Below are 19,473 nucleotides of genomic sequence, written 5' to 3'. Positions count from 1 at the left end.
GGCCTTCGTATAGGTAATGTCTATGTACTTCTTCTGCATCTCCGGAGACATCTGCGCCGGTCCCGACAACAACTCCAGATAGCCGATAATAGACGTCAGCGGCGTCCGCAAATCATGAGCCACATTGGTAATCAACTCATTCTTGGTCCGCTCCGACTCCCTCTCCTTGTCCATCAGTTCCCGGATATCCTCCACCATCTTGTTTAAGTTGGCGGCCATTCCCGAAAACTCGTCATCACCGATCACCTCCACCGTGGTGTTCAAGTCCCCCTCGGAGATATTCTGCATCGCCGCGGAAATTCTGTCGATATACCGGATGGATTTCTCCTGCATCAGAAGAAATGTGATGGCAAACATCACAATCCCGATCAGCACATACACAATGGTCACCAGAGACCCCGCGTTGGCAAACATGGCCAGAAAGGAGGTGTCACGCCCCGCTTTTAAGGCATAGTTCCCCAGCATGGACAGGTTCGTAACCAGAAACACTTCCACCAGGCAGGTGATGACCGTGCTGTACATAATGTTTGTGATAACCCTTGTACGAAAGCGCCGGCTCATATCACTTTTCAATTTTGTACCCTACCCCCCACACTGTGGTAATAATCTTGTTCTGTCTGCTGTCTTCCTTCATCTTTCCGCGAAGACGTCTGATATGTACCATAACCGTGTTGTTGGCCTCATAGACCTTCTCGTTCCACACCTTCTCAAAGATCTCATCGGTGCTGAACACTCGTCCTGGGTTGGAAGCCAGAAGGTACAGGATATCAAACTCGATAGGCGTCAGCTTGATCTCCTCGTCATACACCAGGACCTTGTGATTGTCCTTGTTTATCACCAGACCCTTGATAGCTATCTCGTTCTTCTCCGTCTCCTGGGAGCCGCTGTTGGGGTTTAACTGGGTGTAACGGCGCAGCTGGGATTTCACCCTGGCCGTCAGCTCCAGCGGGTTAAATGGTTTTACCACATAATCGTCCGCTCCGGTTCCAAGGCCCAGAATCTTATCTAAGTCCGTGGAGCGGGCGCTGAGCATGATAATGGGGATATTGTTGGTCTCCCGGATTTTCTTGCACATCTCCAGGCCGTCCATGCCGGGCATCATGATGTCAAGCAGTACCATGTGGATATCCTCTTTCTCCAGAATATCCAGCCCCTCCTGGGCGTTGTTCGCCTTAAATACTTTATAGCCATCACTCACCAGGTATATCTCCACCAGCTCCGCAATCTCTTTTTCATCGTCTACCACAAGAATATTAATCTGTGACATGGGAATTCCTCCTTCAAATAAGCTGTCAGCGTCTTTCGACATTATTCTGCATATAGTTTACCACAAGAGTGCCCACTTTGCCTTACTTTTTCTTTACAAAAAAGCAAGGGAATTTCTGTACCCCGTGACAGAAATTCCCTCATTCGCCAAAAACTGTGGTGACGGGGTCATTTCCCCGCCGGATTTTTCCTAATTATGGCTCTCAATTGGCACAAATACCCTGTTGCTCACCGGGTCCCGCCTGTCAAGTTCGTCCTTCACCGCCTGCACCGCTTCCTCGCAGAAGGTATCCTGGGCATTGACGAGAGCTTTGCCCCGCTTGTCTATCTTTTCGTAGGTGCCGTCGGGCATCAGGATATGGGCTTTTACATTGTCATCCAGCTGTACTTGCAGGATATGAAGAACTTTCTGTTTTAATTCCTCATCCAGCACCGGAAATGTAATTTCCACACGCCGATCCAGATTTCGCGGCATCCAGTCCGCGCTGCCCATGTAAATCTCGGGGGCGCCGTCATTTTCAAAGTAAAAGATGCGGCTGTGCTCCAGGAAGTTGCCCACGATGGAGCGGACGCGGATATTTTCACTTAAGCCCGGCACGCCGGCTTTCAGCGAGCAGATACCGCGCACAATCAAATCAATCTGGACGCCCGCGCAGGATGCCTCATAGAGCGTTCCGATAATGTCTCTGTCACACAGGGAGTTCACCTTCGCGATGATTCTCGCCGTCTTCCCGGCTCTGGCGTTCTCCGCCTCCCGCCGTATCATCCTGGTAAACCGCTTCCGCAGCCAGATAGGCGCCACAATCAGCTGGTTCCAGTGCAGCGGCTCCGAGTACCCCGACAGCATGTTAAACACCGCCGTGGCATCCTCCCCAATCTGGGGGTGGCAGGTAAACAGACCGCAGTCCGTGTACAGCTTCGCTGTGGAGTCGTTGTAGTTGCCGGTTCCCAGATGGACGTAACGGCGGATGCCGTCCTCCTCCCGTCTGACAATCAGCGTAATCTTGCTGTGGGTCTTCAGTCCCAGCAGGCCGTAAATCACGTGGCAGCCCGCCTTCTCAAGCATCTTCGCCCAGATGATATTGTTCTCCTCGTCGAACCTGGCCTTCAGCTCCACCAGCACGGACACCTGCTTGCCATTGTCCGCCGCCTCCGCCAGCGCCGCGATAATCGGCGAGTTGCCGCTGACACGGTACAAAGTCTGCTTGATGGCCAGCACCTCCGGGTCCTTGGCCGCCTTCTGGATAAACTCCACCACCGGCTGGAAGGATTCGTATGGATGATGAAGCAGAATATCGCCCTTCCGGATATTGGCGAAAATGTCGTCGTCGTTCATAAACGCCGGGTTCTGCTGCGGCATATATTTGGGTGTCTTTAACTCCTCAAATCCACTGAGACCGTACATCTTCATCAAAAAAGTCAAATCCAGCGGCCCGCTGATCTCGTAGATATCATCGGAGCCAAGTTCCAGCTCCTTTTTCAGCCGCTTTAACAGACGCTTGTCGGTCTTCTCCTCAATCTCCAGGCGGATGGCCTCGCCCCACTGGCGTTTTTTCAGCTGCTTCTGAATCTCCACCAGCAAATCCTCGGCCTCTTCCTCGTCGATGGTCAAATCCGCATTTCTCATAATCCGGTACGGATGGGCGGAGATAATGTTGTAGTTTAAAAACAGGGAATGGATATTCCTCTCAATAATCTCTTCCAGCAGGATAACCACCCGCTCTTTTCCGGATGACGGTATCTCCACGATTCTCGGCAGACCCTTCGGCACCTGCACCGTGGCAAAGTCAAGGTCCCCTTCCCCATCCTTCTTCTGAAGCAGGGCGGCGATATTCAACGACTTATTATAAATAAGCGGAAACGGCCGGGAAGAATCCACCGCCATGGGGGTCAGCACCGGATAAATGTTCTCCTCAAAATATTCATCCACATAGCCGGCCTCCGCCTCCGTCAGCTCCTCGTGATGCTCCACGATGCGGAGTCCGTTCTGTCTCAGCGTGGGCACCAGGGAGCGGTTGTAAGTGGAGTACTGCATATTCACAAACTCATGGGTCTTCTCCCCAATCTTCACCAGCTGCTCCGACGCACGAAGCCCCGCCAAATCCGGCTTGGTGTATCCCGCATGTACCATATCCTTTAAGGACGCCACCCGCACCATGAAAAACTCATCCAGGTTGGAGGCGGTGATGCTTAAGAATTTCAACCGCTCAAACAGCGGCAGATTCTTGTCCCTGGCCTCGCTGAGAACCCGGTAGTTAAACTCCAGCCAGCTCAGTTCCCGGTTTACATAATTCTCGGTTTTTGTATAGTAAGCATTCAGTTCTGCCATTCCCTACACTCTCCTTTTCTGTTTCAGCACCGGACGGATGCCGAATATCTCTTCAAAGAAATCTGCCTTCTGGGTAATCGCAATCATCTCCAGACTCAAATCGCCCTCGTAGGACGTGCTGATAACCAGCTGATTCTCTTTTACGGCCAGTTTGCAGTTCTCCATCTTTTCTTTATGGCTTCTGTCCATGGCATTGGCCAGCCGCAGCATGGCGGTCAGCTTCGCCACCAGAATCGTGGCCCCCTCGGCGTCTCCATTTTCCACATGGACCTGGTTGTAGTCAAATTCCGCCGTATTGTAACGGACCACGTTGGCGATAATCTCCCGCTCCCTGTGGGACAGGCCGATAATCTCCGTAGCCATGATAATGTTGTAGGCGCACTGGCTTGGATTGCTCATGCTGACAAACTTCCCGCAGTCGTGCAGAATCGTGGCAATCCGTAAAAGCAGCCGTTCCCGCTCTCCCAGGCCGTGGAAACGCTTCATGCTGTCAAAGATCTTCACCGCAAATCCTTCGATATTCTGGATGTGGCTGGTGTGACAGCGGTAGCGCTTGGACATACTTCTGGACGCCGCCAGTATATCGTCCTCAAAACCGTGGCCGAATTTTACCAGTCTGATCTTCTCCGCATACTCGGCCGCAATGCCGTCGCAGAGACGGATTCCTGGTATCCACAGCATTTCCGCCCCCGTCATCTCCAGAATCTGTTTGTAAATGAGGGCGCTAGGCACCAGAAGAGTTGCATAGTCCGCGTTGACGCCAAACTCATCCTCAATCTGGCTCACAGGCAGCGTCACCAGGCGCTCGCAGAATTTCTTGAATTCCGCAATGCCGATTTTCTCCACCTTCTGCACCTCCGAGCCGCCGGCGGCGCGGAACAGGTAGAGGATGCTCTCGCCGATGCCGACGATGTTCTTGATTTCCCTGTCCTTTAAATATATTTTCTTGAATGTGATTAATTCATTGTCCACCAGTTCTTCCACCAGGGAATACTGGACTCTGGTCTCTGCCTGGATGCGGTTTAACAGCTCCCGAAGGCGCAGCACTCCCACCTTCATATTCTGGGTGGAGACCAGGGCGTCCTTGTCAAACAGGGATATCTGCACGCTGCCAAAGCTCACGTCCACGATGGCGGTTCCCTTTTGAATAATCTTGCTGAATTCCGTCTCCTTGACAGCGATGGCCTTGTAGCTTAACAGACGCTGCTCGGAGTTGCTGATGATTTCCACCTCGATGCCGGTTCTCACCAGAATCTGGTCCAAAATAATCTGGTTGTTTTTCGCCTCACGCATGGCGCTGGTGGCGTAAGCCCGGTAGGCTTCCACCCGGTACGTGTCCATCACGGATTTAAAACCTGCCAGAATCTGGCACATCTCGTCCACCAGCTCGTAGCTGATTTTGCCGGTGTTGTAAGTGTCCTTCCCCAGGGCAATCACATGGCGCAGATGGTCAATCTGCCGGATTCCGTTTTTTGTAGATATCTCATAGATGCCCAGTTCCAGTTCAAAGGAACCAACGTCTATGGCCGCAAATATGTGTGTAGCCATGTCCATTCCTCCATTCTTTCCTATTCCGTTACATGTCATAACCGGCTGTCGCATGATGGCGGATTATGGCAGATAATTGGTTATCAGTATATCGCAGTCGAACCATAACTATATCAAATATATGTGAAATCGGTGTAAAATTGTTTAACCATAATTCTCAGGAAGTCCCAGCAGATGGGTGATGAACTGGGCCGCCGTTCTTCCTGACAGGCCGCCGTGGTTTAGTTCCCACTTGTTGGCTTCCGCGTAGAGTTCCTCCACCGGCATCTCCACATGGTATTTCTCCGCCAGCAGCTTCACAATGTTCTGGAATTCTTTTTTGTCCGGCGCGCCGAAATAGATGGTAACGCCGAAACGGGCCACCAGGGACAGTTTCTCCTGGACGGTGTCATTGACGTGAAGTTCGTCGTCCAGCTCCCGCTTGTCGCTGAATTTCTCCCGAATCAGATGGCGGCGGTTGGAGGTGGCGTATATCAGCACATTCTTCGGCTTGCGGCCCAGGCCACCCTCGATGATGGCTTTTAAATACTTGTACTCCAGCTCACTCTCCTCGAAGGATAAATCGTCCATGTAGATGATGAACCGGTAATTTCTGTCCTGAACCTGCTCCAGCACGGAGGACAGGGCGTGGAACTGGTGCTTGTAGACCTCGATGATGCGCAGGCCCTGGTTGTAGTATTCGTTTAAGATGGCCTTGATGCTGGAAGACTTGCCGGTGCCGGCATCGCCAAACAGTAACACGTTGTTGGCCGCCTTTCCCTGGATGAAACTCTCCGTGTTGGCAATCAGCTTCTGTTTCTGAAGTTCATAGCCGATGATATCGTCCAGGTAGACATGCTCCACGTTGACGATAGGCTCGATACAGGCTTTGCCCTTTTCCTCCACAATGCGGAAGGCCTTGTTGAGTCCAAATTTCCCGACGCCAAACTCCTTGTAGAATTCCGTTGTGGTGTCCTGGAACTCCTCGGCGCTTTCGGCTTTGGCAAGAGACAGGGACAGTTCGATGATGCGGTCACGGATTCTCTTGTTGAAGACTTTTCCAACGCCACCGTCCGCCGCCTTGTAGGCAGCCAGGTAATTCCACAGTTCACTGCCGTCTGTGAAACGGTTTAAGGTGGTGATGTCGTAGTCAAATATCTGTTTCAGGATGCGGAAATCCTGAAGGGCCAGATTGTTCAGAGTGCCATCCACCGCTCCCCGGATTTCACAGGCGGTGCTGTATGCATTTTCATGGTTCGCTACGCATAATGCTAAAAAACAATGCCACAGATTCCCCTCAAATCCATAGACCGCCGCCAGCTCAATCAGCTGGCTGGCGCAGGAAAAAGAATCCGGCATTGTCCCGTCACAGGCATTTTCGTCCCTGCCAAGCAGCAGGGTCATGTCGTCGAAAAGCCGTTGGTACTGAAAGTCCCGATATATGATTAACTGTTTTGTGTTCATCTTGTCCCCCTCCTTAATAATTGCCCAGTATCCACATGTTGGACGCTTCCTCGGATATGCTCTTTAGGGCGTTCTGCACGGAGGCATCACTTAAGTTTCCCTCGATATCCACGAAGAAACGGTACTCCCAGTTTCTTCCCTGGATGGGGCGGGATTCAATCATCACCATGTTGACACCGTTGTAAATAAAATTGCCCAGCATGTTGTAGAGGGAACCGCTTTTATGTGGGAGCTCGAAGCAGATGCTCAGTTTCCCGGCGTCCTGGCGGTAGATGTGCTCCTTGGCCAGAATGATAAAGCGGGTGGTGTTGTCCTTGTTGTGGTTGATGGACGGGTGCAGGGTGGTCAAGCCATACAGCCTGCCTGCGGTCTCGCTGGCTACCGCGGCCTGGGTGATATCGTTGTCCTCTATGATTTTTTTCGCCGCTACGGCGGTATTTTCCACACTGATTTGACGCCACTCCCGGTGGCTGTTTAAAAACTCCGAGCACTGCATCAGGGCCTGGGGGTGGGAGTAGACGGACTGGATGTCGGACTCTGCCGCACCTGGGAGACCTAACAGGGCATGGCTGACGGAGATTTGTATCTCGGCCACGATGACGTTGCTGTGCTTGATAAGCTGGTCGTAGTTGTCGCTTACCGCTCCTGCGGAGGAGTTCTCGATAGGGATGACGGCGTAGTCGGCCTGGCCGTCCTCCACGGCTTTCATGGCGTCCTCCCAGGTTTTTACGTGGAAGGCGTCCACATTATCTCCGAAGTATTGGAGAGTGGCGGCATGGCTGTACGCACCCTCCACTCCCTGGTAGACTACTTTGATGCCGGTCATGGGGAGAGATGGGACTGGGCGGAAGCCGGTCTGGATGGATTTGCCGTTCTGCTCCAGTAACTGGTACTGGTAGCGGCGGCTGATGGCCATCAACTGGGTGAAGATTTCTTCTACGGCCTGCTTCTCGAATTCGGTGTCGACCTGGGCACGGGCGGCGGAGATTTTCTCTGCCTCACGGGCTTTGTCGTAGACGGGTTTGTTGGTTTCTATTTTGTGATGGGCGACTTCGCCGCATAAGGCCATTCGTTTTTGGAATAAGTCTACGATGTCTCTGTCGATGTCGTCCAGCTGTGCTCTGATGATTGATAAGTCCAATTATTTGCCCTCTCTTGTAGTTTTTTCGCGGGCCAGCATGTCTTTGATGATGCTCTGGGTGTAGGCGCCGGCGTGCTTCTTTTGCTCTGGTTCCAGGTCACGGATGATGATTGGGGTGCCAAACTCGATGGTGACGTTGGAGGATTTCATTCTTGGGAACTGCTTTTCAAATACTTCCGCGGTGCCGGTCATGGCTACCGGGATGATGGGACAGCCGGATTTTTCGGCTATTTTTAGGCTGCCTTCCTTGAAGGGGAGAAGCTCTAAGATGTCCTCATTGCGGTTGCGGGTTCCCTCCGGGAATATCCAGATGGAGATGCCCTGCTTTACTTTTTCTATGCCTGTGAGAATGGTTTTCAGGCCTTCTTTTAGGTTTTCACGGTCTAGGAAAAGACAGTTTACATTGTGCATCCAGTTGGATAATAATGGGTAGCGCTCCATCTCTTTTTTTGGCGACAAAGCCTAGGAGAGTTGGGACGGTGGTGTAGCCGACTAAGATGTCGAAATAGCTGCGGTGGTTGCCTACGTAGAGGACGGCACGGTCGGTGGGGACGTTTTCCAGACCCTTGACGGTGACGTGGACGCCAGCTACTTTTAAGATTAGGCGGAATACGGATTGAACGATTCGCAGGCTTTGGGTATTTTTTTTGGCGGGGTTCTTTTTTCCTAGGTGTCGTTCCCAAATGAGAAGGGGGATACTTAGGATTAGGAATCCGATTACCATGATTACTACTAATATAAACTTTATCATACGCTTTTCCTCACTTTGGCTTCGGGTCCGGGCAGAGGCCCCGTAAGCCCTTTGGGCTCACGGGGCTCGCTTCGCTCGTCAAATAGCTATAAGCACATGGAAAACCGCGAGCGCTTTTCCATGTGCTTATGGCTGTTTGACTCTGCCCTTTGCGTATATTATATAAAAAAAAGGCGCAAATACAACAACTATGCGCCTTTCTTTTTCGTTATTTGTTCAAATAGTAATCCTGTTGCAAACCATAGCGGAGCAAAGTCCAGCCGTATCAGTCCATTTATATTCGTCTGCCTCCCCGTATAATCCCAAGGGCACATCCCCCTCGACCTCAGCCACGCTCCGGAAATGTATTCCGCAGTGAATATCAGGACCATATAAAGCACTCCATGGCGTATCATCCTGTCCGATGACCTTAAGTGCTCTCCCGGTGTCACGGACAGCCATTGGTCTATCCATTTTCCCACCGGCCCCAGCAGCGCCCCCATGCCGTAGATGGGGAACATCAACAGGGAAGTCTTTCCCATCAGCCGCCAGTCCTGGGCCATGATGGACTCCACGGAGGTGAACATGACCTCCAGGCACCATCCCGTGACGCCGCATTTGAAAAAATTAGTTGTAATTAGTTTGAGTTCATTATAGGTTTTCATGGTACTTAGTATGCGCCATGCTCCCCGGATTTTATTCACTCAAACACGAAAAATCCATCCCTACAAAAGCGGTGACAGCAGCCTGCTGCACTGCTCCTTCACCCGAATCCAGAGGCTCCGTCTCATGTAGTAACTCTCCGTCACCTCATGGCAGTTCTCCAAATCCTTCAAAAAGATATCCTCCAGCCGTTTCGTCGTCTCCTCATCATATATCGTGGCGTTGACCTCAAAATTCAATTCAAAACTCCGGATATCCATATTGGCCGTTCCATAACAGCACACCATACTGTCAATCATCACGCCCTTGGCATGCAGAAATCCGTTCTCATACGTATAGCATCTGGCACCCGCCTCCAGCAGATCTCCCACATAAGAATAGGTAGCCCAATACACAAACGGATGGTCCGGCTTGCAGGGTATCATCAAACGCACATCCACACCGGCCCTGGCCGCAATCTGAAGAGCCGAGAGCACCGCGTCATCCGGGATAAAATAGGGCGTCTGGATATAAATCGTCCTTTTCGCCTTGTGAAACAGCTCTAAATAATTGTCCCGAATCTGTCGGATACTGGAGTCCGGCCCGCTGGTGATAATCTGAATTCCCAGTGGTCTCTGCCCCACCTTGCAGGCCATGGGCTGGAACATCATCTCCGCCTTCAGGCTCAGGGTCTCCACCTCATCCGTAAGCCCGAAATATTTGGCGTCCTTAAACAGATTCTCCTTGGTGGCATAATTCCAGTCCAGGGCAAACCGTATCTGAAGACTGTATACCGCCCCGCCGCTGATTTTCAGATGGGTGTCCCTCCAATACCCAAACTTCGGGTCCTTGGAAATGTACTCCTTCCCCACATTAAATCCGCCCACATACGCAATCCGCCCGTCAATCACCACAATCTTTCTGTGGTTCCGGTAATTCACACGAAGCTGTAACCGCCCCAGAAATGCCGGGAAAAACTCTCCGACCTTGATACCGCTCTCCTTCAGCTGGTCCCAGACACGTTTCGGCATAAACCGGCCGCCCATGCCGTCATAGAGGATTCTCACCTCCACCCCCTCCCTGGCTTTCTTCACCAGAATGGGAATCATAGACTGAAACACTTCGTCATTCTTGATAATATAATACTGGATGTGAATGTACTGGGTAGCCTTCTCCATCTCTCTTCGAAGGTCCGCGAACTTCTCTTCCCCGTCCGTGAACACGTCCACCGTGTTGTCCACTGTCAGCACGGCCCCCGACGTCTCCAGATTGTACACCACCAAATCCTCAAAATCCCGGCTGATAGGGTCCGACAAGTACTCCCGGCTGCCTATCAGAAACTCCTCCTGGCTCTCCACCGAGTACCGCAGCCGGTCCTCCACCTCTTTGACCCGGAACATCCGGCTCTTCCTGAAATCCTGACAGAGAATCAGGTACAACACAAATCCAAAGATAGGAATAAAATATAGCACCAATAGCCAGGTCCATACCGCTTTCGGGTCTCTGCGCTGGAAAAACACAATCACTACCGACAGAATCAGGTTGATATAGAGCAGATGCTCTATCAGCCATCCCCAGGTTGTCACAACTCCATTCCATACTGCCATCAATGCCATCCCTCCTTTTCCCGCTGGTTTCGGAGAAACCTGCCCGCCACAGCCGCCTATCTGATGCTGTAAGTAATCTTCTCCATCTCTCTGATGTCCGTGATACCGTCCAGCACAAGTATTCTTGCCTCATCCGCAAGCGTCGACATATGTAGTGTATGTACCGCATATTCCTCCAATTCATCTATCATTTTACACTCTGAAACCAACTTTCGCAAGCCCGAGTCCATCTCCAGTATCTCATGGATGGCGATTCTGCCCCGGTATCCCGTGTCGTCACACAGGTGGCATCCCTTCCCCTTTTTCAGTTTCAAACTGGCCGGCGCTTTGTCCGCGCTTCTATATAGAATTGCTTTTTCACCGTCATCCGCCTCATATTCCTCCCCGCAGTAAGGACATACCTTCCGCACCAGCCGCTGTGCCACCACGCCCACAACGGAAGCCGCCACCATATAACTCGGCACTCCCATATCCTGCAGGCGGATAGCCGCTGACACGGCGTCATTGGTGTGAAGCGTGGAGAACACCAGATGACCGGTGATTGAAGCCCTGGCCGATGTAGCCGCCGTCTCCAAATCCCTGGTTTCTCCCACCATAATAATATCCGGGTCCTGTCTCAACACCGCCCGCAGCGCCGAATCAAAGGTGACCTTCGCCCTCTCATTGACCTGAATCTGGTTCAGCTTCGGTATATTCTGCTCCACCGGGTCCTCAATGGTCATAATATTTACCGGCTCATCTGCCAGCTGTTTTAATATCTCATACAGCGTCGTGGTCTTCCCGCTTCCTGTGGGACCGGTCACATAGATAATCCCATGGGGATTCTTAAGCAGCCGTTTCATCTTTTCATAGTTTGCCGGCGTCATGCCAAACGTATCCGCATAGTCAATCGTCGTATTGGTGGTAAGAAACCGCAGCACACATTTTTCTCCGTAAACCGTCGGCACAAAAGAAACTCTCACATTCATCTCCGTACCGTGAAGATTCAGCCGGAAATGTCCGTCCTGGGCCTTTCTCTTCTCCGCGATATCCATATGGGCCAGAATCTTAATCCTCACCACCATGCCCCGGTGGCTGACCAGCGGCAGCATCATGTAGGGCTTTAAAATGCCGTCCCTCCTCATGCGGATGACTGTCTCATGCTCATAAGGCTCAATATGGATATCACTCACATTGGTATTATAGGCTTTCAAAAGAAGACTATTCAGCAGGCGCACAATTGGAGCCTGCATCTCCTCGTCCGGCCACGCCAGCTCTTCCATATAGGATTCCGCCAGATTCTCATAGGCATCGGCCCGGATGGCCGCGCTTCTGGCGTCCACCTCCGAATAATACAGGTTGATGGCGCTTTCAATCTCCTCTTTTCTGCTGAGAACCAGCACAATTCTCATATTGGTCACCAGCCGGATATCCTCCAGCGCATACAAATCCAGAGGATTCCACGTCACCACCGTCAACTGGCTTCCTTCCATGTGGACAGCCAGAACCGTATATCTGGATGCGATCTGTCTCGGTATTTTCTCCACCGCCCTGACATCGACCGGATAAGTGGCCAGATCGATAGTTTCATATTCGTTATTCTTCTGATATCTGTTAATCATCCTCCTCATACCTCCCGCCACGTTCCAGATAACAGAAAAAGACATCCCGGTCTGCTGAATCAATCACTTCGTCCCCGCTGTCTATCCGCCAGCCAACTGTTTCCCCGCTGAGTTCCATATTAAAGAGCTTGATCAGTTCTCTGCTCTGATACAGCGTATTTCCCGATAAGTCCGTCAGATACACCTCCACCTGGACCACAGGAACTTCCTCTGCCAGCCTGGTTATCCGGCAGCCGCCAAGAAGCCCCATATCCGGAAGACTGCCGTAAACCTCCTCCCCATCCAGCAGAAAACGGCCGTCTTCGGTAAATCCCACGCTGCAGGAGGTTTCTCCGGTTTCGTTCCGGATATCCTCATCCCAGGTCTCATCCACCAGAATATCCGTGGCATACTGCAGTCTCGTTCTCATCTGCTCCGCAATGGTCTCTCCCAGCTCACCGGCCCTTACGGATAATGCATAGCGATGATAAGTCCTGTTTCCCGAAACCAGCACGGTTCCACCCGCCAGTATCAGAACAGAAGCCACCGCCATGGTAACCACAAGCTCTACCAGCGTAAAACCCGATGTTCTATTTTTCATATTCTCTTTTCCTCAGTATTTTAAACGATGTATCGGCATCTCTGACCTTCTTTTCATAGGTCTCAATCACCACATCCCAGGTTCCGTAATCTCCAACCTCCAGCGTCACGTTCTCCCGGTATGCCGGTGGATTTCCCCATACAATTCTCTCCTCCAGCAGCTCATCCGCCGACCGAAACTGTCTGTTGCGCAAAACCAGATGGCTGCACACCGCAAATCCCTGGGCCGCCATCAACGCCAGCAGGAGAAGAAGGGCTCCGGATACCACAACTTCCACCAGGGTAAAGCCGCCTTTGCGGCTGCTCCGTCTTCTATTCCGCCGCAGGTTCCCCATCTTCCCAACTCCCGTCATCATTCTGCTCCATCTCCTCTGCTCCAAATCCCAGTATCTCCCAGGCCGTCATATCGCCCCTGGAGCCTCCTCTTCTCATGGTTACCTTCGTCTGCCCGGTCTCATTTCCCTTCTGAACCTGTACCTCCAGTACCAGACGCTCCCCATCATAGCAGTACCTTAAGCACACGTCTCCCATCTCCTCATCCAGACCGCCAAGCATCGTCTCTCCCTCCTCAGATTCTTCCAGCATAAGCTCCATAATATCCCAGAATCCGCCTTCCCCGGAAGGATGCTCCAGTTCTCCGGCTATGGCTTTGGCCACCGATATGGCCGTCATCTGAATCTGTCTCCGGCTGTGATACCGCTGATACCGGTAAATATGGGAAGAAGACATGGCCAGCGCCGACATTAACAGAATCATCACCACCATCATGACCATGATGATCCAGCCCAGCGTGGAGCCACGCCTGGCATATTCCTTCACCTGCCATTCCTCCATCCATCGTTTCATGCACATCAGTCCTCCAGCATAAGTTCCGTTACCTCTTCCCATGAGGCAGGCAGGTAACAGGTAATCCCGGCCGTCACACTCCACAGCTCCCCGTCTGTCCCCGCCTCCGGGTATAACACATACGATTCAACAGAAAGCGCCGGATGTTCCTTCAGATAATCCAACAGTTTGACGGCCGACTCCTGACTGCCCTGGGCCGCTACCTCGATGCTGCCTGTCAGATACCCATCCTCCTCCCGGTTTCCAGGTTCCGTTATCACGGTTCTAACCGGCTCCAGACCGGCCATTTCCAGGCATGCCAGCAGATACTGTTCCAGCTTCGTGCCTGTGGAGATTCTGCCAAACCTCTCCATCTCCAATTCCGCACGTTCTTTTTTCGCGGCATATTCCCGCTCTACCGCATCCGCATTCTCAAGCCTTCGTTCCAGATTCTTCTTTTCCAGCTCAACCTCTGCCAGCCGGACGGCAGTCTCCTCGTATTTTGTCTTCGCCGGAATCCCCAGCATAATATTTCCCACATAAAATACCAGAAGCAGAACAGCGGTGTAAATCAGATATATTTCCCGTTTCGACAATGACCTCATCCCGCGCTTTCCTCCCGTTCCGGCAGAGCCAGCCTGCATGTCACATCAAACTGATACACCCAGTCTTCCCCATCCTCGTCCTGTTTTCTTCTCTCAAATCCATAGTACTCCACTCCCTCAAACGCTTCGGCTTCCTCCAGTCTTTCCATGTATTTGGACGCCTCCACAGGTTTCTCCGTCCGGACCGTAAATTCCAGAACGCCGTCCTCATAGCGGATGGGGAAATTCCCATCCCGCACCATCTCCAGCCGTCCCTCCATCAGTGCTTCCACATGATTCAATGTCTCCGCCGTCAAGGATGCCTGCGCCTTTCTCTCCTCTCTCAGGCTCTCTATCTCCTCCTCGTACCGTCCCAGCAATCCAAGATTGCTCTGCAGTAAATCCAGTCTCTCCTCCCGCTCTATGACACCCCGGTTATTCAGATAGGATTGTGCCTCCAGAATCTGTCTCTCCATCTCGTCTGTCTTTTCCATATAATAAATATAATTCTGCAGATAAACAACCAGCAGCACAAGGGGAAGAAGGAGTAACATGCTCTTTCCCCGCCGCCTTGCCGTTTCCTCTCTGTGCTTCTGCTTTTCCACCTTCCTGAAATCCAGGTTTTTCCTCTTTCGTACCGGGTACATACTATACCTGCCTTCCCAGCAGACTGCCTGCCGCGTACACATAATCAGCCAGACAAAACTCCGGCTTTCTCTTTGTGATAAACAGCCCGTCTTCCCTCACCGGACCTCCCATAATCCCAAGCTCCGAACCCAGCATGTCAAACAGGGTGGACTGCTCTTCCCTGTTCATTCCTCCCACGTACAGCGTTCGAACCTCCGTCCCATTTTCCAGAGACTTCGCAAAACTGGCCATGGCCGCAATCTCCTTCACAGCCTCCCGCAGCAGCTCTGTGGAACCTCTCTCGTGAAGGAAACGGCTCCGGGCCGTGTGACGGTAGATGCCGTCAATATACAGCACCGTCATCATATTTCTGCCGTCCAACACTGACAAAAGATATGTACCGCCCTCCAGCTGGGGAATACACTCTACCAGATGCAGCAGCGCGTTCAATGCGATATCCACCGAGACAATTTTTATCCCGCACCGGGCAAACAGATTTTCATACAGTTCCGTTCTTCCCCGCTCAATGGCGGCTCCCAGAACCGTTGCCCCGTTCTCGTCATTCCCTTCGCGAATGATGCTGTAATCATAAATCATTTCTTTTTCCTCGGTCCTATAATGCTCCAGTTCCATTTTGACCAGATAGCGCATCTGCTTTTCTGTCATCTTGGGGACCTGCATCACTTTGGTGACAATCTGGTTACTTCCCAGCACCAGGTGGACCCGGCTGGCGCACAGACCGTATCTGGCCTTGATGGTCTGCAGAACCTGTAAAAACTGCTCCTCGTCCGTGACCACGTCATTAATCAGAACTCCCTGTGGCAGCGGGTACCTCTCACAGTCCTGTATCACTAACTTTCTTCCCACTTTCCCCTTCAGCGTGATGATGGCATCCTCCGCCAGATTCACCGTCAATTTCATCCCATCTTCCTCCGTCCGTCATCCAATTCCCTGATAGTACTGCATCATCGGCAGCATGACAGCCATCATCATCGCCGCCACTACCAGACCCATGATCACAATCAGGACAGGTTCTATCAATGCGGTAAAACGCTTTGCCGCCTCCTCCGCATCTGTCTCAAAGCGCTCCGCCATCCGCAGCAGCAACACATTCATCTCCCCAGTCTCCTCACCCACGTAAATGTTGGCGGAGAGACGCCGGTCAAGCCCGTCCACCCTGGCAATTCCGGCCGACAGCGCTGTTCCTTCACAGATCTCCTGCACGACCTCCTTTAACTGGCTCTCCACATAACGGTTCCCCACCACGTCGATGGACAGACGCAGCACCTGAATCATGGACACACCCTGGGCATACAGGGCGCTCATGGTTCTGGCAAACCTTGCCGTATAGACGGCCATAAGGAGTTTCCCCACAACCGGTATACGAAGGAGCAGCTTTCCAACGTGACAGCGGACCGTCTCATTTTGCATCAGGGAAATTCCCGCAGCCACGAGAAATGTCAGACCAAAGATTAACACAAACCCATTCGTTGTGATAAAACTGCTCACGCTCATCAAAACCCTGGTGGAGACCGGCAACGTTTCCATAGAATCAAACAAGGTGAAAAACTCCGGCAGCACCGCCGTAAACAATACAATCATCACCACAATCATGACCAGCAGAAGAAACGCCGGATACATGAGGGCGCTCACAACTCTCTTTTTCATCCGGTGATTTTTATCGTAATAGGTGGACAGTTCCCGCATGACCTCCGTCAAATCCCCTCCCATTTCACCGGCTTTTACCATATTGATAACCATAGGCGGAAAGACTCCGTTTAACAGACTCATGGCCTCGGACAGCGCATAGCCCCGCAGCAAAAGCTGATAGACATCCTTAAATACGCAGGCCGTCCTCCCATCTCTCTCCTTCTGCGACAGAATGTTCATGCCCTGAAGCAGCGGGATTCCCGATTCCAGCATCACAGCCAGCTGGCCGCTCAATTCCGCCAGAACTCCAGGGCCAAGCGGTTTGGTGATGTGCTTTTCCGACACCTGCTTTAACTGCACCACAAATAACCCCTGTTCCCTTATGGCCTCATAGGCACGGCTGTCGCTCTCCGCCTCCAATCTGCCTGACGAATATTTCCCCTGAAGCGTTTTCGCCCGATAACGATACCAGGACATGACTCCTCCCCTTTCTGAAATCACAGATAACTCCTCTTTTATAACGCAAAAAAGCAGCCCATACAACAAAAATTGTTGACAGACTGCTATCTTATTCGTCAGTTCTTTTTACTGTTTATTTTTGTGATAACTGCCGGCTCTCCCGGGGTGATTTCCACCCGGTATCCCTCCACATCGTAGGTGATCCCATAAAAATCACCGGTCTCGCTGTAAGAAATTCCGGCAATCTGAGCGCCATTCGTATAACTTCCACGCAGAACCTCCGTCAGTGCATGCTCCGGCTCCCCAAGTGGATACTCCAGCAAACTCTTATTAATGTTTTTCCTGTCTAACGTCCCGGCGGCATACTGTTCAGTGATAAAAATCTGCACACCCGTAGCCACATTTCTGGCCTCCGACAGATAGGTTTCTTCCTTTGCCTTGTCGATATAACCGGCAAATGACGGCACGGTAATGGCCGCCAGTATGGCAATAATCGCCATGACCACCAGCACTTCTACCAGAGTGAAACCTCCACGCCCCATCTTTTTCTTTTGTTTCATCCGTTTTCTCCAAAAACTCGCTTATAAAAATTGATTCTTCTGCTCATCATAAGCATAATCAATCTGTTTCAATGTGTTGATAATAGACTCTTTCTCCAATCCGAGGGCGTCGCACATCTCGCATAAGGATGGATAGAAATCCCTCAGCTGTGTATTTACATAGCTTAACAGAATCACCGGGTCTTTTGGAATAGTTCCCATGAGTTTTCCCTCTTTTACCATATGATCTTGTGTTTTAACGGCTCTTATCTTATCATAGAATACAGGCTAATTCAAGGAATCGCCACAGCGTAGCCCATTTATAGCCAATAACCGTATTATTCTCTATATCAATTGGTTTAATTTTATATATCTAATGATATAATTACACCCCATAAGTCACTTTTTGAGAGGAGTTTTTATGAAACGAATTTTGATGATTGCCACCGGCGGTACCATCGCATCCAAGCGGGATGTCAATGGGTTAAAACCCCTGATTACCTCTGAGGAGATACTGTCCTATGTCCCGGATACCAGGGAATTCTGCCAGACGGACACCTTACAGTTGTTCAATATCGACAGCACCAACATCCAGCCCATGCACTGGCTGGCCATGGCGAACGCCATCGAGGAGCGCTATATGGAATACGACGGCTTCGTCATCTGCCATGGGACAGACACCATGGCCTACACGGCGGCGGCCCTGTCCTACCTGATTCAGAATTCCAGAAAACCCATCGTGATAACCGGGGCGCAAAAGCCCATCGATATGGAAATCACGGATGCCAAAACCAACCTCTCCGACAGCCTGCTGTTCGCCTCCCATGACAGCGCCTACGGCGTCAGCATCGTCTTTGACGGCAAGGTCATCGCCGGAACCAGAGGCAAGAAAGAGAGAACCAAAAGCTACAATGCATTTTCCAGCATCAATTTCCCCTATATTGCCTCCGTTCAGGACAGCCGTGTCATCTTCTATCTGGACGACAAGAACCAGCTGGACGAGCCGGTCACGTTTTATCACAAACTGAACTCCAACGTCGCCCTGCTGAAGCTGATTCCCTCCATGGATGCCACCGTGCTAGACTATATGGCCGGACACTACGACGCGGTTATCATCGAATCCTTCGGCGTGGGCGGCCTGCCATCCTACGAGACCGGCGCCTACCATCCGGTGGTTGAAAAATGGGTTTCCCTCGGTAAGACTGTGGTCATGACTACCCAGGTGACCAACGAGGGAAGCAACATGTCCGTCTACGAGGTGGGTCACTCCATCAAGCAGGAATTCGGCCTGCTGGAAGCCTATGACATGACACTGGAAGCCACTGTCACCAAGCTGATGTGGATACTGGGACAGACGAAAGATGCCGCCAACGTCCGCCAGCTGTTCTACACTACGATAAACAGGGATATCTTATGGAAATAACATCACTCACTCCACTTATAACGTTCCTCCTGCTGGCCGCCGTTTTGACCGCCGCCGCAGTGATTGACATCCGCACCATGTATGTGCCGGATACCATCCACCTCTGCATCGTGGGACTTGCCGTGTTCTCCCTTTTCACAGAACATGGCCCCACTCTGGCAAGCCGCGTCTGCGGTTCCCTCGCCATCGGTGGAGCCATGCTCTTTGTCAGCATTTTAACAAATGGTGGAATCGGCGGAGGCGACATAAAACTTCTCGCCGCCTCCGGTCTGCTGCTGGGATTTCCCAAAAATCTTCTGGCCTTTATCCTGGCCTACGTGACAGCCGGTCTTATCTATGCCATCCCCATGCTGTTTCACAGGATAGAGAGAAACCGGCAGATTCCCATGATTCCATATTTTGCCGCGTCCATTCTCATCTCCTATCTGTTCGGAGAGCGAATCATCGGCTGGTATCTTCAATTTTTTGTCATGTGATACG

The 19,473-nt window shown here is 51.7% G+C and carries 20 protein-coding genes and 1 pseudogene; 2 read left to right on the top strand and 19 right to left on the bottom strand.

All coding sequences use genetic code 11. The features are described from left to right. From HMPREF9473_RS02345 to HMPREF9473_RS02250, 19 genes and pseudogenes are all read right to left on the bottom strand, one after another. The coding region (locus HMPREF9473_RS02345; RefSeq protein ID WP_006778446.1) for a sensor histidine kinase at window positions 1-573 on the bottom strand (573 nt) is incomplete at its 3' end. After that, on the bottom strand, window positions 563-1,267 hold the full coding sequence (locus tag HMPREF9473_RS02340) for a response regulator transcription factor (protein WP_006778445.1): 705 nt from the start codon (window positions 1,265-1,267) through the stop codon (window positions 563-565). The genes HMPREF9473_RS02340 and HMPREF9473_RS02345, both read right to left, overlap by 11 nt. Before the next feature lie 189 nt (window positions 1,268-1,456). Continuing rightward, window positions 1,457-3,595 carry an RNA degradosome polyphosphate kinase gene (locus HMPREF9473_RS02330; protein WP_006778444.1) on the bottom strand — a complete coding sequence of 713 codons (2,139 nt, stop codon included), beginning with the start codon at window positions 3,593-3,595 and terminating at the stop codon, window positions 1,457-1,459. A 3-nt stretch (window positions 3,596-3,598) separates the two neighbouring features. Next, window positions 3,599-5,143 (bottom strand): Ppx/GppA phosphatase family protein, encoded by a 1,545-nt coding sequence (locus HMPREF9473_RS02325; RefSeq protein ID WP_006778443.1) that lies wholly within the window; start codon window positions 5,141-5,143, stop codon window positions 3,599-3,601. Between the two features lie 144 nt (window positions 5,144-5,287). Further along, window positions 5,288-6,586, bottom strand: a complete 1,299-nt coding sequence (locus HMPREF9473_RS02320; RefSeq protein WP_006778442.1) for an ATP-binding protein — start codon at window positions 6,584-6,586, stop codon at window positions 5,288-5,290. Window positions 6,587-6,599: 13 nt separating this feature from the next. Continuing rightward, the gene (pheA, locus tag HMPREF9473_RS02315; protein WP_006778441.1) at window positions 6,600-7,727 is read right to left on the bottom strand and encodes a prephenate dehydratase; all 1,128 of its coding nucleotides are present in this window, start codon (window positions 7,725-7,727) and stop codon (window positions 6,600-6,602) included. Then, window positions 7,728-8,478, bottom strand: a pseudogene (locus tag HMPREF9473_RS02310) (lysophospholipid acyltransferase family protein). 188 nt (window positions 8,479-8,666) lie between these two features. Further along, window positions 8,667-9,122 (bottom strand): putative ABC transporter permease, encoded by a 456-nt coding sequence (locus HMPREF9473_RS02305; protein WP_006778438.1) that lies wholly within the window; start codon window positions 9,120-9,122, stop codon window positions 8,667-8,669. Window positions 9,123-9,182: 60 nt separating this feature from the next. After that, window positions 9,183-10,706 carry a cardiolipin synthase gene (gene cls, locus HMPREF9473_RS02300; RefSeq protein WP_006778437.1) on the bottom strand — a complete coding sequence of 508 codons (1,524 nt, stop codon included), beginning with the start codon at window positions 10,704-10,706 and terminating at the stop codon, window positions 9,183-9,185. A 56-nt stretch (window positions 10,707-10,762) separates the two neighbouring features. Next, the gene (locus HMPREF9473_RS02295) at window positions 10,763-12,307 is read right to left on the bottom strand and encodes a GspE/PulE family protein (RefSeq protein ID WP_006778436.1); all 1,545 of its coding nucleotides are present in this window, start codon (window positions 12,305-12,307) and stop codon (window positions 10,763-10,765) included. Continuing rightward, a complete protein-coding gene (locus HMPREF9473_RS02290; protein WP_006778435.1) occupies window positions 12,300-12,887 on the bottom strand; it encodes a PilW family protein in 588 nt (195 codons plus the stop codon). Before HMPREF9473_RS02290 ends, HMPREF9473_RS02295 begins: the two co-directional genes overlap by 8 nt. Further along, complete coding sequence (locus tag HMPREF9473_RS02285) at window positions 12,877-13,242, bottom strand: prepilin-type N-terminal cleavage/methylation domain-containing protein (RefSeq protein WP_006778434.1); 366 nt, start codon at window positions 13,240-13,242, stop codon at window positions 12,877-12,879. The genes HMPREF9473_RS02290 and HMPREF9473_RS02285 overlap by 11 nt, the downstream gene beginning before the upstream one ends. Further along, on the bottom strand, window positions 13,199-13,732 hold the full coding sequence (locus tag HMPREF9473_RS02280) for a hypothetical protein (protein ID WP_006778433.1): 534 nt from the start codon (window positions 13,730-13,732) through the stop codon (window positions 13,199-13,201). The genes HMPREF9473_RS02285 and HMPREF9473_RS02280 overlap by 44 nt, the downstream gene beginning before the upstream one ends. A 5-nt stretch (window positions 13,733-13,737) precedes the next feature. Next, the gene (locus HMPREF9473_RS02275) at window positions 13,738-14,316 is read right to left on the bottom strand and encodes a hypothetical protein (protein WP_006778432.1); all 579 of its coding nucleotides are present in this window, start codon (window positions 14,314-14,316) and stop codon (window positions 13,738-13,740) included. Beyond that, on the bottom strand, window positions 14,313-14,900 hold the full coding sequence (locus HMPREF9473_RS02270) for a hypothetical protein (RefSeq protein WP_138669837.1): 588 nt from the start codon (window positions 14,898-14,900) through the stop codon (window positions 14,313-14,315). The genes HMPREF9473_RS02275 and HMPREF9473_RS02270 overlap by 4 nt, the downstream gene beginning before the upstream one ends. 43 nt (window positions 14,901-14,943) lie before the next feature. Next, entirely contained in the window at window positions 14,944-15,843 is a 900-nt protein-coding gene (gene pilM / locus HMPREF9473_RS02265; RefSeq protein WP_006778430.1) for a type IV pilus biogenesis protein PilM, read from the bottom strand. Between the two features lie 18 nt (window positions 15,844-15,861). Next, the gene (locus HMPREF9473_RS02260) at window positions 15,862-17,073 is read right to left on the bottom strand and encodes a type II secretion system F family protein (protein ID WP_138669835.1); all 1,212 of its coding nucleotides are present in this window, start codon (window positions 17,071-17,073) and stop codon (window positions 15,862-15,864) included. 74 nt (window positions 17,074-17,147) lie between these two features. After that, window positions 17,148-17,591, bottom strand: coding sequence for a type II secretion system protein (locus HMPREF9473_RS02255; RefSeq protein ID WP_006778428.1), 444 nt, complete (start codon window positions 17,589-17,591; stop codon window positions 17,148-17,150). A gap of 21 nt (window positions 17,592-17,612) precedes the next feature. After that, window positions 17,613-17,792 (bottom strand): DUF4250 domain-containing protein, encoded by a 180-nt coding sequence (locus tag HMPREF9473_RS02250; RefSeq protein ID WP_006778427.1) that lies wholly within the window; start codon window positions 17,790-17,792, stop codon window positions 17,613-17,615. A gap of 199 nt (window positions 17,793-17,991) precedes the next feature. Between HMPREF9473_RS02250 and HMPREF9473_RS02245 the strand changes: the two genes are divergently transcribed. After that, window positions 17,992-18,993 (top strand): asparaginase, encoded by a 1,002-nt coding sequence (locus tag HMPREF9473_RS02245; RefSeq protein ID WP_006778426.1) that lies wholly within the window; start codon window positions 17,992-17,994, stop codon window positions 18,991-18,993. Then, window positions 18,984-19,469: a prepilin peptidase gene (locus HMPREF9473_RS02240; RefSeq protein WP_006778425.1), complete on the top strand. Its 486-nt coding sequence runs from the start codon at window positions 18,984-18,986 to the stop codon at window positions 19,467-19,469. The genes HMPREF9473_RS02245 and HMPREF9473_RS02240 overlap by 10 nt, the downstream gene beginning before the upstream one ends. Window positions 19,470-19,473 lie beyond the last annotated feature (4 nt).

Source organism: Hungatella hathewayi WAL-18680 (assembly GCF_000235505.1).
GTDB lineage: Bacteria > Bacillota > Clostridia > Lachnospirales > Lachnospiraceae > Hungatella_A > Hungatella_A hathewayi_A.
The sequence above is the reverse complement of the archived record's forward strand: the minus strand, read 5'-3'. Positions and strand labels throughout refer to the sequence as shown.

What these genes read in the sequence shown, in the direction of transcription:
- HMPREF9473_RS02320 (WP_006778442.1), bottom strand. Translation starts at nt 6,586, where the DNA reads ATGAACACAAAACAGTTAATCATATATCGGGACTTTCAGTACCAACGG.
- HMPREF9473_RS02295 (WP_006778436.1), bottom strand. Translation starts at nt 12,307, where the DNA reads ATGATTAACAGATATCAGAAGAATAACGAATATGAAACTATCGATCTG.
- HMPREF9473_RS02240 (WP_006778425.1), top strand. Translation starts at nt 18,984, where the DNA reads ATGGAAATAACATCACTCACTCCACTTATAACGTTCCTCCTGCTGGCC.
- cls (WP_006778437.1), bottom strand. Translation starts at nt 10,706, where the DNA reads ATGGCAGTATGGAATGGAGTTGTGACAACCTGGGGATGGCTGATAGAG.
- HMPREF9473_RS02340 (WP_006778445.1), bottom strand. Translation starts at nt 1,267, where the DNA reads ATGTCACAGATTAATATTCTTGTGGTAGACGATGAAAAAGAGATTGCG.
- HMPREF9473_RS02275 (WP_006778432.1), bottom strand. Translation starts at nt 14,316, where the DNA reads ATGAGGTCATTGTCGAAACGGGAAATATATCTGATTTACACCGCTGTT.
- HMPREF9473_RS02245 (WP_006778426.1), top strand. Translation starts at nt 17,992, where the DNA reads ATGAAACGAATTTTGATGATTGCCACCGGCGGTACCATCGCATCCAAG.
- HMPREF9473_RS02285 (WP_006778434.1), bottom strand. Translation starts at nt 13,242, where the DNA reads ATGATGACGGGAGTTGGGAAGATGGGGAACCTGCGGCGGAATAGAAGA.
- HMPREF9473_RS02325 (WP_006778443.1), bottom strand. Translation starts at nt 5,143, where the DNA reads ATGGCTACACACATATTTGCGGCCATAGACGTTGGTTCCTTTGAACTG.
- HMPREF9473_RS02290 (WP_006778435.1), bottom strand. Translation starts at nt 12,887, where the DNA reads ATGAAAAATAGAACATCGGGTTTTACGCTGGTAGAGCTTGTGGTTACC.
- HMPREF9473_RS02250 (WP_006778427.1), bottom strand. Translation starts at nt 17,792, where the DNA reads ATGGGAACTATTCCAAAAGACCCGGTGATTCTGTTAAGCTATGTAAAT.
- HMPREF9473_RS02330 (WP_006778444.1), bottom strand. Translation starts at nt 3,595, where the DNA reads ATGGCAGAACTGAATGCTTACTATACAAAAACCGAGAATTATGTAAAC.
- HMPREF9473_RS02255 (WP_006778428.1), bottom strand. Translation starts at nt 17,591, where the DNA reads ATGAAACAAAAGAAAAAGATGGGGCGTGGAGGTTTCACTCTGGTAGAA.
- pilM (WP_006778430.1), bottom strand. Translation starts at nt 15,843, where the DNA reads ATGAAATTGACGGTGAATCTGGCGGAGGATGCCATCATCACGCTGAAG.
- HMPREF9473_RS02305 (WP_006778438.1), bottom strand. Translation starts at nt 9,122, where the DNA reads ATGAAAACCTATAATGAACTCAAACTAATTACAACTAATTTTTTCAAA.
- HMPREF9473_RS02280 (WP_006778433.1), bottom strand. Translation starts at nt 13,732, where the DNA reads ATGAAACGATGGATGGAGGAATGGCAGGTGAAGGAATATGCCAGGCGT.